The organism is Megamonas sp. Calf98-2, assembly GCF_900110235.1.
Lineage (GTDB): Bacteria > Bacillota > Negativicutes > Selenomonadales > Selenomonadaceae > Megamonas > Megamonas funiformis.
Genome location: NZ_FOCY01000002.1, coordinates 1 through 19085 on the forward strand (window position 1 = coordinate 1; position 19085 = coordinate 19085).

The 19085-nt window shown below is 31.3% G+C and carries 12 protein-coding genes and 2 pseudogenes; 7 read left to right on the plus strand and 7 right to left on the minus strand.

What is annotated here, in order from left to right; all coding sequences use genetic code 11:
- Nucleotides 1-193 precede the first annotated feature (193 nt).
- Nucleotides 194-2446 carry an alpha-galactosidase gene (locus BMX03_RS00645; RefSeq protein ID WP_091693190.1) on the minus strand — a complete coding sequence of 751 codons (2253 nt, stop codon included), beginning with the start codon at nt 2444-2446 and terminating at the stop codon, nt 194-196.
- A gap of 274 nt (nt 2447-2720) precedes the next feature.
- Between BMX03_RS00645 and BMX03_RS00650 the strand changes: the two genes are divergently transcribed.
- Nucleotides 2721-4640: an ABC-F family ATP-binding cassette domain-containing protein gene (locus tag BMX03_RS00650; protein WP_091693192.1), complete on the plus strand. Its 1920-nt coding sequence runs from the start codon at nt 2721-2723 to the stop codon at nt 4638-4640.
- 44 nt (nt 4641-4684) lie between these two features.
- On the opposite strand, the pseudogene BMX03_RS00655 reads toward BMX03_RS00650, so the two are convergent.
- The 6 genes and pseudogenes from BMX03_RS00655 to BMX03_RS00680 form a co-directional block, all read right to left on the minus strand.
- Nucleotides 4685-4997 (minus strand): annotated as a pseudogene (locus tag BMX03_RS00655) (transposase); the annotation flags it as partial.
- Between the two features lie 17 nt (nt 4998-5014).
- Nucleotides 5015-5269: pseudogene (locus tag BMX03_RS00660) on the minus strand (S-layer homology domain-containing protein); the annotation flags it as partial.
- A 72-nt stretch (nt 5270-5341) separates the two neighbouring features.
- Complete coding sequence (locus BMX03_RS00665; RefSeq protein WP_075554532.1) at nt 5342-5956, minus strand: cytidylate kinase-like family protein; 615 nt, start codon at nt 5954-5956, stop codon at nt 5342-5344.
- A gap of 10 nt (nt 5957-5966) precedes the next feature.
- Complete coding sequence (locus BMX03_RS00670) at nt 5967-7208, minus strand: oligosaccharide MFS transporter (RefSeq protein WP_022228504.1); 1242 nt, start codon at nt 7206-7208, stop codon at nt 5967-5969.
- A gap of 12 nt (nt 7209-7220) precedes the next feature.
- On the minus strand, nt 7221-8702 hold the full coding sequence (locus tag BMX03_RS00675; RefSeq protein WP_278933819.1) for a glycoside hydrolase family 32 protein: 1482 nt from the start codon (nt 8700-8702) through the stop codon (nt 7221-7223).
- A 206-nt stretch (nt 8703-8908) separates the two neighbouring features.
- Entirely contained in the window at nt 8909-9883 is a 975-nt protein-coding gene (locus tag BMX03_RS00680) for a LacI family DNA-binding transcriptional regulator (protein WP_075554533.1), read from the minus strand.
- Nucleotides 9884-10088: 205 nt separating this feature from the next.
- Here BMX03_RS00680 and groES point away from each other — a divergent pair, with 205 nt between their 5' ends.
- The 6 genes from groES to BMX03_RS00710 all read left to right on the plus strand — a co-directional run bounded on the left by groES (nt 10089) and on the right by BMX03_RS00710 (nt 18828).
- Nucleotides 10089-10370, plus strand: coding sequence for a co-chaperone GroES (gene groES / locus BMX03_RS00685; RefSeq protein ID WP_015562319.1), 282 nt, complete (start codon nt 10089-10091; stop codon nt 10368-10370).
- Between the two features lie 57 nt (nt 10371-10427).
- Nucleotides 10428-12059, plus strand: a complete 1632-nt coding sequence (groL, locus tag BMX03_RS00690; protein ID WP_022228501.1) for a chaperonin GroEL — start codon at nt 10428-10430, stop codon at nt 12057-12059.
- 229 nt (nt 12060-12288) lie between these two features.
- Complete coding sequence (locus BMX03_RS00695) at nt 12289-12666, plus strand: MerR family transcriptional regulator (RefSeq protein WP_018999465.1); 378 nt, start codon at nt 12289-12291, stop codon at nt 12664-12666.
- A 103-nt stretch (nt 12667-12769) separates the two neighbouring features.
- Nucleotides 12770-13387 (plus strand): DUF4337 domain-containing protein, encoded by a 618-nt coding sequence (locus tag BMX03_RS00700; protein ID WP_015562322.1) that lies wholly within the window; start codon nt 12770-12772, stop codon nt 13385-13387.
- Nucleotides 13388-13470: 83 nt separating this feature from the next.
- On the plus strand, nt 13471-16071 hold the full coding sequence (locus BMX03_RS00705; protein ID WP_091693197.1) for a 3'-5' exonuclease: 2601 nt from the start codon (nt 13471-13473) through the stop codon (nt 16069-16071).
- 174 nt (nt 16072-16245) lie between these two features.
- Entirely contained in the window at nt 16246-18828 is a 2583-nt protein-coding gene (locus BMX03_RS00710) for an FAD-dependent oxidoreductase (protein ID WP_091693200.1), read from the plus strand.
- Nucleotides 18829-19085 lie beyond the last annotated feature (257 nt).

The window sequence follows — 19085 nt, forward strand, 5'->3', positions numbered from 1 at the left end:
ACCAAAGCAGATGTTGTAATAGTTAATGTAGATTTGTTAAACATAATAAATTCTCTCCTAAAATATAAAATTTTTATTTAAAATAAAGTTTTTGCCTATAAAAATAATATTAAAAATATTCAATCATTTATCTTTTATTTACTAGAGATTGATAAAATCTCAATCTCTAGTAAATTTATTTATATAATTTATTTTATTTATTAACTTTTTTGAAGTGCCATATAAATGCAGCATAATCGCCTTCAATAACAGAGCTTGGCATGCCTGCAAATAATTCTTTACCTTCTTCAGCTATACCACCAACAACTTTATCTGGAACATTAATGCCTACATACATTAATTCATCTCCGCCATAAAGTTTACCAGTACGCATATCTTCATAAATAGCATCAGCATCTAAATCTACAGCACAAATAGTTGCTAAATTATCATTTGGCACTGCTAAAGTTCTAAAGAAGCTTACAACTGCTTCTGATTTATCTTTAGCTACAAAGCTCCATGCTGTTTCATTATTTTCAAATGGACTTTGAATTCTATAGAAATCACCAAATTGGATAAGTTCTCTAACTTCTTTATAAAATGCTACTTGAGCTTTAGTTTGAGCTTTTTCTTCATCAGTTAATTTTGTTAAATCAAGTTCATAACCAAAATTACCACACATTGCAGAAATACCACGAGTAGCAAATGGTGTGATTCTAGCTACCTGATGATTTGGTACTGCTGAAACATGGCAACCCATAGCAACATTAGGATAAACCATAGATGTACCATATTGAATTTTCAAACGTTCAATAGCATCAGTATCATCACTTGTCCAAGTCTGTGGCATGTAGTATAAAATACCTGGGTCAAAACGACCGCCACCACCAGAGCAAGATTCAAATAAAATATTAGGGAAACGACTAGTAATTTCATCCATTACATGATATAAACCAAGCATATAACGATGAGCTACTTCGCGTTGACGTTCTGCTGGTAATACAGCAGAACCAATTTCTGTCATATTACGATTCATATCCCATTTTACATATTCGATATTTGCACTAGCAAGTACATCAGATACAGATTTAATAATATAATCGCAAACTTCTTTACGAGAAAGATCTAAAATCAACTGACGACGTGCTGTAGAACGTGTACGACCTTCTATATGCAAGCACCAATCAGGATGTGCTTCATATAATTTACTGATAGGACATACCATTTCTGGTTCAAACCATAAACCAAATTTCATGCCCATACCATTGATTTCATCAACAAGTTTTTTCAAACCGCCACGGATTTTATTTTCATTTACGAACCAATCACCTAAAGAGCGGTCATCATTATTTCTTTCACCAAACCAACCGTCATCTAAAACGAATAATTCAATGCCGAATTCACTAGCTTGTTTAGCGATTTCTTTGATTTTAGTTTCATTGAAATCAAAATATGTTGCTTCCCAGTTATTAATAAGAACAGGACGAGCTTTATCACGCCATACACCACGCATTAAGCGTTTACCATATAAATTCTGATAAGTATGACTCATGCCTGTTAAACCTTCATTTGAGTAAACAAGTACAGCTTCAGGTGCTTGGAATTCTTCTCCAGCTTTTAACAACCATGTGAAATCAAATGGATTAATACCAATTTGTATTCTAGCTTTGCTATACATATCAACTTCTGTATTAGCTAAGAAGTTACCACTATATACTAAACTCATAGCATAAACATCGCCATTTGTTTCAGTAGCATCTTTACGAACAAGAGCCATAAATGGATTTTGCGCATGACTACTTGCACCACGACGACTTTCTACACATTGTCCACCGATGCGAAGTGGTGTACGAATAATATGACGTTCTCTAGCCCAAGAGCCAGAAAGCTGAATCATTTCAAATTTACTGTCTTTAAAATCAACGTTTGCACTCAATACACGTTGAATTTTTACATCATCAGCACTTTTATTTATTACTTTAACACTACGAGCGATAGCATTATATTCTTCAAAAACAGTAAAGGATAATTCTACATCAACATTTTTTACTTTATCAGTTAATGTAATAATTAAAGTTTGAGCTTCTTTATCTGCTTCCACATATGTTGCAGGTAAACCTTCTAATGTAGGTTTGCCATCAACAATTTTATAATCTACATATCTAAAATCTGTAGCACTTGTACCATCAGCAAATTCAAGTTCAATAGCAGGACTACGTAAGTCTGTAGAACCATATCCAGGATATTCTTGTTCTTTAGATTCTAAATGGAAAGCATCTATATTATCTGTATTAGCAACAAAGCTAAACCAATCTTTTCTACATACAGTATAATCAAGATTTTCAGATTTTAAAGGACGCCCCCAATAAAGATGGAGTAAATGCCCTGTTTCTAAGACTTTCATCAAATAACTTGTTTTAAAAGTTTTTAAATGAAATGTCTTTGTTTCTTGGTTAAATAAAATCATCTTTTATCCTCCTTGAATTAAAAAACTTCTTGTATTAATAACTAAATTAAAAATGCTAAGATTTTTTGCAAAATTCAATACAAATAAATCTGTAAACGTTTTCGCTTTTCTTGCTTAATATTATAATATTTATAAAAAATAAAATCAATGTTTTATGTTTCTAAAAATTGTATCTATGTTGTTCTTTTTCACTTAATTAAAAATTTTATTTAGCTAAATAAATTATGATATAATATACAAACAATAAAACATTTAAAGTGAGTGTGTTTTTATTATGATTTTAACAATAGAAAATTTATGTAAAACTTATGGAGAAAAAGTCTTATTTGAAAATGTAAACTTCAGCCTATCTTCAGGTGATAAAATAGGTATTGTTGGTGTCAATGGAACGGGTAAATCTACTTTTATCAAAGTTATTGCAGGTCTTATTCCTCAAGATAGTGGTAATATCATCGCTGGCAAAAATATAAAAATTGAATATCTATCACAAGATAAAATTTTCAATCCTGAAAATACAATTCTAATGGAAGTATTTCAAGGTAATCAACCTATTATGCAAGTACTTTATGACTATGAAATTACTCTAGCTCAAAGTCAAAAAAATCCTCATGATCATAAATTACAAGAAAAAATCATTAAATTAACTAGTAAAATTGATGAATTAAATGGCTGGCAATTAGAAAGTGATGCTAAAACCATTCTAACTAAATTAGGTATTATGGATTTTTCTGCCCAAATAAAAACCTTATCTGGAGGACAACAAAAACGATTAGCTTTAGCTACAGCATTAATTCAACCATGTGATTTATTATTGCTTGACGAACCTACTAACCATTTAGACAGTGAAACTATCGCATGGCTTGAAGAATACCTTCAAAAATTGAAATGTGCTTTAATCATGGTAACACATGATAGATATTTCCTTGATTCTGTTGCTACTAAAATTTTAGAATTGGATAAAGGCAAATCTTATGTTTATACAGGTAACTACACTCAATTTTTAGAATTAAAAACTGCCAGAGAAGAACGCGAAGAAGCTTCAGAACAAAAACGTCAAAACTTTTTACGCAATGAATTAAAATGGATACGTCGTGGTGCTCAAGCTCGTTCTACTAAACAAAGAGCAAGAATACAACGATTTGAAGAAGTAAAAAATCAAAAAGTAAATATTGATAATAGCAAAATTGAAATGGGACTTGCAGGCTCTCGTCTAGGTCGCACTGTAATTGAATTAGAAAATGTAAATTATACTGTAGATAATAAAACAATCATTAAAGATTTCACTTATACAGTCTTACGAAATGACCGCATAGGTATTTTAGGACCTAATGGTTCTGGTAAAACTACCTTATTAAATATAATAGCTGGCATTTTGCCACCAACAACAGGAAATGTAAATATTGGTCAAACTGTAAAAATTGGATATTTTGCTCAAAAAAATATTGATATGGACGAAAGACTTCGCCCTATTGAATATATCAAAGAAGTTGCTCATCACATAACATTAGCTGATGGTACACAACTAAGTGCATCTCAATTAATGGAAAGATTTTTATTCCCAGGTACATTACAATGGACTCCTATCAGCAAATTATCTGGTGGTGAAAAACGTCGTTTATTCCTATTACGAGTTTTAATGAGTTCTCCTAACGTTTTATTACTAGACGAACCTACAAATGATTTAGATTTACAAACCATGTCTATTTTAGAAGAATTTATTGATAATTTTAATGGTGCTATTATATTTGTATCCCATGACCGCTTTTTCATTGACCGCTTAGCAGATAAAGTCTTTGTTTATCAACAAGATGGCTCTCTTCGTCAATATCCTGGTGGCTATTCTTATTACAAAGGTATTGAAGAAAAAGAATTGGCTACATTAGAAAAAGGAAAAAATACTGAAACAAAAAACACCATTTCTGATACAGAAAAAACATCTAAAAATATCACAATTAAAACTGAGCCAGTAAAAAAACTTTCTTTTAAAGAACAAAAAGAATATGCTGAAATTGAAGCCATAATTGCTGAAACAGAAGGAAAACTAAAAGTAGTACAACTTCAAATGAGCCAAAATGCTTCTGATTATGGCAAATTAAATGAACTAACTAAAGAAGAAACTGCTCTTCAAGAAAAATTAGATTATTTAATGGAACGTTGGGCATATTTAGAAGAATTAGCCGAAAATAGCAAATAAATCAAACAAAAAGTGATGTGCACCCAAAATATTGGACATATTAATTAGGCTACTAATTGAAACTTAATTCTGTATTCTACAGGACTAAGTCCTTTTAGTTTTAGTTTTATCTTTATCCGTTTTGTATTATAATATTTTATATAGGATTTTAACTCTTTTATAAAATCTTCAACGGATTTGAATTTTTTTAAATAGAATAATTCGCTTTTTTAGCAAACCAAAGAAATTTTCTATTACGGCATTATCTAAGCAATTGCCTTTTTGGCTCATGCTTTGGATAATGCCTTTTTCTTTTAATAACTTCTGATACCTCTATTTATTTTGATATTACCATCCTTGGTCTGAATGTAGAATTATCCCTTTCGCTTCTTTTATCTTTCTTGTTGCATCCTCCATAACACACGAGCTACAATCTGAGCCATTTCATAACGTGTCATTGTTTTGTTGCCCTGGTATGTTCCATCTGGGAAACCATCAATTACGCCATCAGCAGCAAGTGTTGCCACTGCATCATAAGCCCAGCTATCTTGAGGAACATCACTAAATGGGTTGCTAGCAGCTCCTGCTACTCCCGTACTCATTAAAACCAAAGCAGATGTTGTAATAGTTAATGTAGATTTGTTAAACATAATAAATTCTCTCCTAAAATATAAAATTTTTATTTAAAATAAAGTTTTTGCTCAAAATAAAATCACTAAAAATCATTTTGTTCTATTTACTTGAACTTCTTCAATATATTTTATAATCGCTTCAGCAACATCATCTAATGAAAACTTACTTACATTTACAACTAAATTATAGTTTGTAGGATCTCCCCATTCTTTACCTGTATAATAATTGTAATATCTTCCTCTTTTTTTATCTTCAATATTTAATTCTTTTAGAGTTTTACCGCCATAGACATTTTTTCCTCTTTCTATTCTAAACTCATCATCAGCAGTAACAAATATAGAAAAATGATTTGGCAAATCATCAAGTACAAAATCAGCACATCTTCCTAAGATGACACAACTTCCACTATTAGCTAATCTTCTAATAGCTTTTGCTTCAGACAAAAATATACCTCTACTTGCTTCACCTAAATTAATACCAAATGAACGAAATGGAAAAAATGCCATAGTTAATGGATTAACAGTATTTTCTAATTCTAATAAATCATTTTCATTTAAATCATCAGTTTCCAATTTAGCTGCTGCAATATGCACGATTTTTCTATCATACAATTTAATATTTAATTTTTCAGCTAATATTTGTGCTAATTCACGACCACCACAGCCGTATTTACGACTAATGCTGATAACAATATTCTTATCCAATCCAATTCACCTATCCTTCATTTTGAATATATTCTTTTAATTCACTTTGTTTTTCTTTTGGTATTCTTTTATCTGAAATCAATACAAATGCACCGAATACAGTAAATACACCTACAACAGCACCTAAGAATAGATATGCCACTTTGAAACCAACAGTATCATAAAGATTTCCTACAATTGGAGATAAAATAGCTGAACCTAATTGGTTTGATAATTGATAACCTACTAAATACAATACAGAAGACAATCTTGTATCAAAGTTCTTAGCCAAATATTTAAATACAGATACTAATAAGATAGATAATTCAATAGCGTGTAATAATTTAATTATCGAAATACTAATTGGGTCATTTGCAAGTCCAGAGCCTATCATTCTAAAAGTCATGATAGAACCTGCTAAAATCAAACCATGTTTTGGACCAATTTTATTAACAATAAAAGGTGCTATACACATACCGCCAGCTTCAAGGAATATCTGTAAGGAATTTAAATAGCCAAAAGTTTCATTACCTTGTTCAACAGTTGGGAATAAAGAAGCATAATAAATAGCAAATTGTTGGTCAAATACGCCATATACACAAGCAGAACCTAAAATGAAAATCATAAAGAGCCATACATCTTTGATACTGAATAAGTGTTTTACATTTGCTAAATTAATTGGTTCAGATTTTATGAAATCAGCCTTACTTTCATCAATACGTACCGTTAACAATATTAAAAGTAAAACAATTGCTCCACAAGAAGCCATCCAGAAAATTAGATCAGGATCATAGTTAAATGCACGACCTGCACAAAATACACCAACAGCAGCACCAAGAGAACCCCACGCACGAGCACGACCAAATTCAAAATTATAGATACGACCGCATTTTTCAATAAAAGATTCAATAACTGCAACACCTGCATAATAAGCAAGACTTAATACAAAAGAACCGATAACTGCACCAACATAAAAGTTATTTTTTAACAATGGTTCATAGACAAACACAAAGAATGGACCTGTTAAAGCAACTAAAATAACAATGAAAAATAGTAAATATCTTTTCATTCCTATTTTATCTGAAAGATATCCATAAAAAGGCTGTAATACCATACTAAAGATAGCATTACCTGCATAAATTGTACCTATTTGCATACCAGTTAACTGAATTTTTTGACCAAACCATATTGGTAAAAATGCAAAAAATACTAACCATGAGAAAAAATATACGAAGAAGAATGCACTTAATTTCCAATAAATTAAATTTTTCATTATAAACGCTCCTTAAATTTCATAAAAATCTACATTTGTTTTTATGTTTCCATTTGGTATAAATACGATTCCTTTTGCTTCCTTAGATGGATAAATTCTGGAACTTAAAACTCGTTTACCACCATTAATAAAGATTTCCAATGATGAACGATCACTGAAAATTTGTAAATTCATCTTTTCTCTAACCGGTTCGATGGAAACTTCACGTTCACCTTTAACTCCACAACCAGATTTATCACGATTTAATTTAAATATTTTAGTATCTTTATCATATGAAATTACCGTCTCTTCTGTATTTGAAACTCGTAATTTTAATATAAATCCTTGAGCCTTTTCTAAATCAAAATCTATATCTAATTGATAACAATCGCCATTTACATCATCAAAGGAAGTAGCTTCTTTTATTATTTGCTCATGATGAACTTTTGATTTATGCAATTTACTTAATTCATCAGCAGGTTTACTATAAATCATATTATTTTCTACTTTTAATACACGTGGTATACTCATCATACCAGCCCAATGATTTTCTTGTTCTGGCATATTACTTTCCCACATATCGAGCCAAGCAATCATTAAACAACGATTATTTTTTTCATCTTGCATTATCTGTGGTGCATAAAAATCAAAACCATAATCTAATAAATCAAACTTACTATCTCTATGGAATATACCTGTTTGATAATCCATCTTTCCTAAGAAATATCCAGATTGATGTACATTTAAAAATTTATTACCTTCTGATTTCACACCTTGTGGAGACAAAATTAACGCCTCATGACCATTAACTTCTGCAAAATTTGGACATTCCCACATAAATCCTAAATTTTCTTTTACACTAGATGTAGCCATAATATTCAAAAATTCCCAATTAATTAAATCTTGAGATTTATATACAACTACTTGCCCACTTTCCTCTTTAGTTTGCACGCCTACTACAGTGTAATACCAATCTCCATGTTTCCAAACTTTAGGATCACGAAAATGTTCTGTTCTTATATTTAAATTTTCAGGTAAAGCTTTAATTACAGGATTATTTTCTACTTTTTCAAAATGCTTTCCATCGTCACTAACAGCTAAACACTGTGTTTCAATTCTATCATTGCCACCATTACTATTATCTAAGTCTACATGACCTGTATATAATAAATATAATTTACCATCATTTTCAATTGCACTACCAGAAAAACAACCATCTTTATCATATTCATCAGTAGGTGCAAGAGCAATTGGTCTATGCTCCCAATCTGCCAAATCTTTACTAGCTACATGACCCCAATGCATAGGACCCCATTGACTAGAATATGGATGATATTGATAAAATAAATGATATTCACCTTTATAAAAACAAAATCCATTAGGATCATTTATCCAATTTGCTGGTGCAGCTATATGATATTGTGGTCTCCAATAATCATTTTGTGCAATTTTCTCCATTTTTTGTTGAAATTTCTCAGCTTTTAATAATGCTTCAGTATGTTTCAATTTTTTCACTCCTATTATAACAATCTTATAAAACCGATTCGATTTTTGATTAAAAATATTTGGAAATATAAAAATCTACTCTATATCAAACGCGTTTTATATTTACTGAAATAATAATATCACTATCTTTTTAAAAAATCAACATTTTTTTAAAACAACAAAAAAGAATTTATTTTCTGATATTTATATTGATAAAAGGATTTATTCCTTTTATCTTAGCAAGTATCACCATATCGTATAGATATTGGCATAATTACCTCTTTTTCTATATTTTCGTTTTTTATCAAAGAAACTATCATTTGTGCAGTTTTTTGAGCTAATATATTTATAGGTTGAACAATAGCAGTTATATTATAAAAACTACTTTCTGTTATAAAAGTTCCATCATATGCTATAAATTTTATATCTTTTGGTATGTCTAATTTTCGCTTACGTGCTTCACCTAAGCATGCACAAACCACCATATCAGCACCATATACACCATCAATATGGGGATATTTTTCAAATACATCGACAGCAACTCTCTTAAAATAGTTCATGTCAAATTTATTCCATTCCATTTCATAATTTATCACTTCAATTCCATTTCTAGATAATTCATCTTTAAATGCACTATGATGTAAATATGCTGACATTGAAGTATTTTTTATACCTGTTATTTGTAGAGGATACTTACAACCAGCCTTTAACATTGCTTGAGCTGCTAATCTTCCACCTTTCTCATGATCTGAACGAATAATCGGTATTTTATTATTAATAATTCTATCAAAAGCCACAATAGGTTTATTGACATTATCATATAAATCAACTTCTAAAGAATGGCAACCCATAATAATACCATCTATCATTTGTCTTCTTAACATGTCTACAATTTCATGTTCCGCATTCTCTCTTTCAATCGTTGAACAAACCATTATTTTATAATTATATTTATAAAGTGCTATCTCTAATGCACCAATAAAAGCCCCAAAAAAAGGATGTGCTACATCAGGTACAATAATACCAATTATATTTGTACTATTACGATATAAATTTCTTGCTAATTCATTAGGTACATAATTTAATTTTTTTATTGCATCTAATACTTTTTTTCTCGAAGCATCTGACACATACCCTTTATTGTTCAATACCAACGATACTGTACTTGGAGCTACCTGTGCTAATTTAGCCACATCTCTAATACTAGCCATACCCTAACCACCTTATAATACAAATAGATAAAATAAATTATAACATAAATTAAATAAGACAAAAAATCAAATTTTTTCGCAAAAACTATTGATTTTTTCTGTAAAATTGTTTATTATATGAATTGTGAGTTAGCACTCACTAATAAAGAGTGCTAACAATATAAAATTAGTTATAAAATCTATTTACGCATAGGAGGAATATACAATGATTAAGCCATTAGGCGACAGAGTTGTTATTAAAGTTTCTGAAGGCGATATTAAAACTGCAAGTGGTATCGTTTTACCAGATACAGCAAAAGAAAAACCACAAGAAGGTACTGTTGTTGCAGTTAGCGAAGGTAAATATGTAGAAGGTAAAAAAGTTGCTCTTGATGTAAAAGTAGGCGACAAAGTAATCTTCTCTAAATATGCTGGTACTGATGTAAAATTTGATGGTACTGATTATTTAATCGTTAGAGATAGCGATATCTTAGCTGTTGTTGAATAATTAACAGAAACTAATTAATTACAATTTTAATGTATAATCCTAGGAGGTTCTTTATAAATGGCTAAACAAGTATTATTTGGCGAAGAAGCTCGTCAAGCTCTTGGTAGAGGCGTTGATGCACTCGCTAACGCTGTTAAAGTTACACTTGGCCCAAAAGGCAGAAATGTTGTTTTAGATAAAAAATTTGGTGCTCCAACTATTACAAACGATGGTGTTACTATCGCTCGTGATATTGAACTTGAAGATCCATTCGAAAATATGGGTGCTCAGCTTGTAAAAGAAGTTGCTACAAAAACTAACGATATCGCTGGTGACGGTACAACTACTGCTACATTACTTGCTCAGGCTATGATTCGTGAAGGTATGAGAAACGTAGCTGCTGGTGCAAACCCAATGGTTCTCAAAAAAGGTATTGAAAAAGCTGTTGCTGCATTAGTTGAAGAAATCAAAGCAAAAGCTCAAAAAGTTGAAGGTAAAGAAGCTATCGCTCAAGTTGCTTCCGTATCTTCCGCTGATGAAGAAACTGGTGCATTAATTGCTGACGCTATGGAAAAAGTTGGTAAAGACGGTGTTATCACTGTTGAAGAATCCAAAGGTATGCAGACTAACCTTTCTGTTGTAGAAGGTATGCAATTCGACCGTGGATACATTTCTCCATACATGGTTACTGATACAGATAAAATGGAAGCTGTTATGGATGATCCTTTCATTCTTATCACTGACCGCAAAATCTCTGCAATCGCAGACATTCTCCCAATCCTTGAAAAAGTTGTAAAACAAGGTAAAGAACTCGTTATCATCGCTGAAGATATCGACGGTGAAGCTCTTGCTACTATCGTAGTTAACAAACTTCGTGGTACATTCAAAGCTCTTGCTGTTAAAGCTCCTGGTTTTGGTGATCGTCGTAAAGCTATGCTCGAAGATATCGCAATCTTAACTGGTGGTAATGTAATCAGTGAAGAACTTGGCCGTAAACTTGATAGCGTAGAACTTGAAGACCTCGGTCGTGCTCGTCAAGTACGTGCTTCCAAAGAAGAAACTACAATTGTTGACGGTTTTGGCGACAAAGCTGAAATCGCAGCTCGTGCTGAAATCATCAAAAAACAAATCGCTGAAACTTCTTCCGATTTCGATAAAGAAAAATTACAAGAACGTCTTGCTAAATTATCTGGTGGCGTAGCTGTAATTGAAATCGGTGCTGCTACAGAAGTTGAAATGAAAGATAAAAAACTCCGTATCGAAGATGCTTTAAATGCTACTCGTGCTGCTGTTGAAGAAGGTATCGTTGCTGGTGGTGGTACTACTTTCATCGATATTCAACCTGCTCTTGAAAACATTGAAGCTGAAGGCGATGTAAAAACTGGTGTTGAAATCGTAAAACGTGCTATTGAAGAACCAGTTCGTCAGATCGCAAACAATGCTGGTCTTGAAGGTTCTGTAGTTGTTGAACATGTAAAATCCGCTGGTGTAGGCGTTGGTTACAATGCTTTAGTTGGCGAATACATGGATATGATTGCTGCTGGTATCGTTGACCCTGCAAAAGTTACTCGTAGTGCATTACAAAATGCTGCAAGTATCGCTGCTATGGTTCTCACAACTGAAACAATCGTTGCTGATAAACCTGAAAAAGCTGATCCTGCTGCTATGGCTGGTGCTGGCATGGGCGGCGGAATGCCTGGTATGATGTAATTTAACATCTCATATTAAACAAAATTAAATAAACAAATTAAGCCTAGTGAATTTTCACTAGGCTTTTTCTTTTACACTATCACTATCATTTTTTTATGATAGATTGTATAATGAAGTGCGACACCTAGAAAAATAAAAAACTTCCTTTCAAGGTAAAAATTATTGACTTAGAGTTTACTTCAAATGCTATTATATTCTTAAGTATAAAACTTAACAAGGACGTGATAATATGACTATTAAAGAAGTAAGTCAAAAATACGATCTCAGCCCCGATACTATTCGTTATTATGAACGTATTGGTTTAATTCCACCTGTACCACGCAAACCAAATGGTATTCGTGATTTTGACCAAGAATCATGTAATTGGATTGAATTCATAAAATGTATGCGTTCTGCTGGCGTTCAAATCGAAGCATTGATTGATTATGTTCACCTCTTTTATCAAGAAAACACAGCAGAAGCTCGCAAAGATATCTTAATTGAACAACGCGACCGCTTACAAAAACAAATTGATGCTATGAATATAGTAATAGAACGTTTAAATAAAAAAGTAGACCGTTATGAAGAAATCATTATTCCTGCCGAAAAAAAATTATTAAGTAAATAAATTAAAATTAAATTATAAACAAATAAAAACATTGCTATTTCTTATCGTTTTAAGTTATAATTAACTATGTATTAAATTTATAAACAAAAGAAAGAGATGATTTATGGACCCCGATAGGAAACAACAAACTAATTTAAATGATGAAGATGATAACTTTATAGCAGAATATAAACAAGAAGTTATCCACAAGCCATGGTCAAAAACTTTAAAATTATTAGTAGCAATTACAACCTTGATTTTAGCCGCTGTTGGCACATTAGCTTCTTTCAAAGCTGCAAGTCTAGGCAACCAAGTAGTAACTACTCAAAATGAAGCTTTTAACCACTGGTCAAACTACCAAGCAAAAACGATTAAGAAAACAACTTTAGAAACTGAACTTTATACTATTGAAATTGAACTTGCTAAACTTAAAGATACAGATAATGCTTTAAAAACTGAACTTTTAGCTAAAAAATCTATCTATGAACAAGAAATTGCTCAATATAAGCAAGAAGAAATCACTTTAACAGCTAAAGCTCAGGAAGCAGAACAACGTCATTTATTGACAAAAGAGATTTCTACTAACTTTGGTAATGCTTTAATCTTTTTGCAAATAGGTATTTTATTATCTTCATTGACTACACTTAGTAAAATAAAATATTATTGGTATATAGGTTCTATTTCCGGTATCATTGGATTTAGTATCTTTATAACTTCATATTATAGAAATTTAACTATGTAATTAAAAACCTCTTAGTATTATTATGCTAAGGGGTTTTGTTTATGTTAAACTACAGATATACATAAATTTATCAGGAGTCTATCATGTCTATTACTTTCAATAAAAAACAACAACAAGTAATCAATGAATTAAATCAAAATATACTCTTAAGTGCAGGAGCTGGCACAGGCAAGACAAATGTACTTTCTTATCGTGTAGCTAATATTTTAAATAAAAATCGTGCCAATGCCGACGAAATTCTCTGCTTAACTTTCACTAATAAAGCTTGTCGAGAATTAAAAAATCGCATCACTTCGCAATTAGATTTTGAAACAGCAAATAAAATCACCATTCGCACCATTCATGGCTTTGCTTACCAAGTGATTACCACTACCGCCAAAAAAGCACAAACAATATTTAAAGAATTTGTCATCTTTGATGATGAAGACCAAAAAACACTAATCAGACAAACTATCACCAATTTTCCTAAAACTAGAGCCTTAGATATTCAATATATCGTAAATTGCATTGAGCAATTAAAGCAAGAACGAGCTTTAAAGCATATCTATACTGAAGATATCGAAGCCGATTATACTACTATTTATCATCAGCATTTGAAGTTCAATAAAACATTCAATCAACAACAAAATGATAATTTAACGAAATTTTTTCAATTTGATGGTTTAAATATAATCATCAACTATGAATTGGCTCTACAACAAATGCACGGTTTAGATTATAAAGATTTAATCGCCAATGCTTATCGCTTATTTCAAGACGAAAATATATGCTCATCATGGCGAAAACGCTACAAATATATCATGATTGATGAAATGCAAGACACTAGTTCTTTTGAATATACTATGCTTGAAAAGCTCTTTCCTGCTAATAATATCATGCTCTGTGGCGATGAATTTCAAACTATTTATGAATGGCGTGGCTCTAATCCTCAAAAAATCTTAACTGCCTTCACTGAAAAATATAACCCCTTAATTATTAATTTCAATGAAAATTATCGCTCTACAAAATTACTTTTAGAAATGGCATACAATACCTTGATAAATCTTTTTTGCAAAGAAACTATCCTTCATTCCTATGCCAAAAATCTACTTTCTAAAAGTAGTGAACTCGGTCATAAAATAGAATTAAAACAAGCAAACTCTCTAGCTAACGAAGCCCAATGGATTTTTCAAAATATCGTAAATTTATTACCTTTAGTAAAAACACCTACGCAAATAGCTATTTTAGTTCGTCAAAACAATTATCTACAAAACTTAACATTACATCTAAATTATCTAGCCAATATTTATAATCAAAAAAATCAAGAAGAACCTATTCATTTCATTCAAATAGATAATATCCGCTTTTTCAAACGTCAAGAAATAAAAGATGTTCTATCCATTATGAAATATCTCATCAATCCTAATGATTACCTTAGCCTACAACGCATATTAATAAATTTAATCCCTAATATTGGTATTCGCACTATCAAGCAAATATCTTCTGCTGAATATCTTCAAAATGGATTGCGTTTATCTGACTTCATCAATGCAAATTTCCAAAATCCAAACTATGAACCTTTTTCTGACTTGATTTCAGCTTACTTATCCAAAGACATCATAGTTTTTGATATTGAAGGTACAGGGACAGATATTTTTGCAGACAATATAATTCAATTATCTGCCATCAAAATTCGCAAAGGGAAAAAAATAGCTGAATTCAATCGTTATCTAAAATCAGATAAACCTGTTGGCGACTCTGAAAAAGTACATCATATTTCTGATAAATATTTACAAACTCATGGCGAAAATCCTAAGCTTGTCCTTCAAGAATTTTGTCAATTTATCCAAGATGCTATCATCACAGGTCATAATATTCGCGGTTATGATATGGATATTCTCAATCAAAATCTATTAAAACATAACTTAAAACCTGTAAATTTCTCTAATATAAATTTTGATACCTTAGATTTAGTTCGTCGTTTTTATCCTAATCTACTTAATCATAAACTTGAATTTCTGAGTAATCATTTTCAATTTGAAACAAAATCTAATCATAATTCTTTAGATGATGTTTTTGCCACATGGGAATTATTACACAGATTACTCGAAGATAAAATTATTCCTACAGCTAAAAAACGTAGTGAATTAATCAATAAACAAAAAAATAAATTCATTCATGTAGCTCAAATTTTCCAAAAACTGCATAATATTTTAAATGACAATCTACTTTTAGAAAATCTAATCGCTCAAATCGTTGAAGAATTTAATTTAGTGAATATCTATAAAGCTAATGCAACTCAAGATGGAGCTGTTCGCTTAGAAAACATTCGCAATTTATTTAGATTAGCCAAAGCAGAACTCAACTCACATCGAGGAACAAATGGCATCAAAGAATTATTACAATATGCTAGTTTATCTAATACGGATTTAGATGCTCTTACTTCTTCTCACCCTAAAATTCCTATTATAACTATTCATCAGGCAAAGGGCTTAGAATTTGATTATGAATTTTTAGCTGGCATGAATGATGATATTTTTCCATCATATTTCAGCACACGCAATGGCTCTATTACTGAAGAAGAAAAACGTCTTTTCTATGTAGCCATCACTCGTGCCAAAAAAGCTTTATTTCTCTCCAGTTCAGGTAGACCTAGTCGTTTATTAAATTATATACCTGAACAATTCATCACCAAAATTAAATAAAAATGATTACTATCTATAAAGGCATAATATTTATGTCTTTTACTTTTAACAAAAATTTTATAAATTTTAAAATAATTTCATATACTTTTACTTATATAAGTGCTAAAATAAATATAATTTAATCTATCTATATTTTAGAATAAATTGTATATATTCTATTGGAGGTATCCGCTTATGAAAATACTAATTATCGGCGGTGTTGCAGCCGGAACGAAAGCAGCTGCAAAATTAAAACGAGAAAATCGTGATTTAGATATCACAATCATTGCTAAAGATGGTGATATTTCTTATGCTGGTTGCGGTTTACCATATTATATTGGAGGATTTATCGAAGACCGCTCTAGTCTAATTGTTAATACTCCACAAAAATATGCTGCTATGACAGGTGTAAACGTCTTAACTAATGTAGAAGCTATTGCTGTGGATAATAATAATCATACTGTTATCGCTAAAAATTTAATCACTAATGAAGAAGCTTCTTATGCTTATGATAAATTAATTATTGCTACTGGTGCTTCACCTATCACTCCACCTATTGAAGGTATAAAAAAACAAGGTGTATTCTCTTTGCGCCTTCCTAATGATGCTGTAAATATAAGAGATTATGTTACTAACAATCAAGTAAAAAAAGCTGTTATTGTTGGTGGTGGCTTTATCGGTCTTGAAGTTGCTGAAAATCTTCTAGCTCAAAAAGTTGATGTAACAGTTATCGATTTTGCTCCACAAATCATGCCTAATGTTATTGACCCCGAAATTGCTAGTTATGTACAAAAACATTTACAAAAACATGGTATTCGCGTATTAACTGGCGTTGCTGCTCAAGAAGTTTTAGGTGATGATAAAGTTTCTGCACTCAAAACCTCCGCTGGTGAATTAAGTGCAGATTTAGTAATCTTATCTGTTGGTATCAGACCAAATACTGCCTTTTTAAATGACACAGGTATGGAAATGTTCAAAGGAACTATTCTTGTAAATGAACAATTACAAACAAATTTACCTGATATCTACGCTATTGGCGATTGTGCTATGGTTTCCAACAGAATGACGCATTCTGCTCAATGGTCTCCGATGGGTTCTAGTGCCAACTTAGAAGGCAGACTCTTAGCTCAAATTTTAAATAATACACCTAAAAATTATCCTGGTGTATTAGGCACAGGTATTGTAAAACTTCCAGAACTAAACTGTGCAAGAACAGGTCTTAGTGAAAAAGTTGCTCGTGATGCTGGTTACGATGTAGAAACTGTAATGGCAGTCGTTGATGATAAAGCTCATTATTATCCAGATGCAAGCTCTTTCATCACCAAATTAATCGTAGATAAATCCACACATAAAATCTTAGGTTTCCAAGCACTTGGAAGCGGTGCTGTAGACAAAATGGTAGATATCGCTGTAACAGCTATTTCCTTAGATGCTACTATTGAACAATGTGAATGTATGGATTTCTGTTATGCTCCTCCATTCTCCACAGCTATTCATCCATTTGTACAAACAATTCATATTATGCAAAATAAATTAAGCAATAAATTAATCAGTATCACTCCTGCTGAATATCTAGCTGGCAAAGCAAAAGATTATCGTGTAATTGATGCTGGTTTAGCTCCTAGTATTCGTGGTGCTAAGTATGTAGATTTAGCAAAAGTAAATGCACCTATAGAAGGTATCGGCAAAGACGAAAAACTCCTTTTAGTATGTGCTAAAGGTAAACGTGCATATTTCTTACAAAATCGCTTAAGACATCTAGGTTATACAAATACACTTTCCCTTGAAGGTGGTCTTTTCTTCAATGATGTAAAAGTAAAAACTACATCTAAATTAACACCTGAAGAAATAAAAGCTGTAAAAGCTCTAGGTTTCCTTCAAGACAAAAATACAGAAGATAAATTCAATGGTCGTGTAATTACTAGAAATGGTAAAATTACAGCTCAAGAAAGTAAAGTTATAGCTGAAGCAGCAGATAAATTTGGCAGTGGCGAAATAACAATGACTTCCCGATTAACTGTGGAAATTCAAGGCGTTCCATATGATAATATTGAACCATTACGCGAATATCTAATGCAAAATGCAGGACTTGAAACAGGTGGTACAGGCTCAAAAGTTCGCCCTGTAGTTTCTTGTAAAGGTACTACTTGCCAATATGGCTTAATTGATACATTTGCTTTATCTGAAGAAATTCATCAACGTTTCTATAAAGGATATAGAGATGTAAAACTCCCTCATAAATTCAAAATTGCAGTTGGGGGCTGTCCTAATAACTGTGTAAAACCAAATCTAAATGATATTGGTATCATCGGTCAACGCGTTCCTCAAATTGATTATGCAAAATGTCATGGTTGTAAAATTTGTCAACCAATGAATAGATGCCCAATGAAAACATTAAATGTCGTAGACAAAAAAATAACTATTGATGAAAAACATTGCAATCATTGTGGTCTTTGCGTAAATAAATGCCCATTCCATTGCTTTGATAATTATACAGATGGCTATCGCGTTTATATCGGTGGTCGTTGGGGCAAACGCGTAAAAGAAGGTCAACCATTATCCAAAATCTTCACATCTAAAGAAGAAGTTTTAGCCATTGTCGAAAAAGCTATTCTTTTATTCCGTGAACAAGGTATCACTGGCGAACGTTTCTCCGATACAATTGATAGATTAGGTTTTGCTAACGTAGAAGCACAATTGTTAGCAGATGACCTCTTATCTCGTAAGCAAGAAAACTTAAAAGCACAAAAACATTTAGTCGGTGGCGCTACTTGCTAAATAAAATTAATATTATTTTTTAATCTAAATAAAAAAGATAGAATACAAAAGTGTAATTCACCAAAGTATTCTATCTTTTTATTTTGCTATATTTTAACGTATTGTGCTAGTTAAAATTTTTACTTGCAAAAAAAGTTCAACAAGAGTACATTTCTAAGTATTTCATCACAAAGAAGTGTATCTAATGTTGAACCAATCTCATTGTAAGCTAAATACTTTAAAATTTCAATCCCATTTATTAAATTGGTACAAATTTA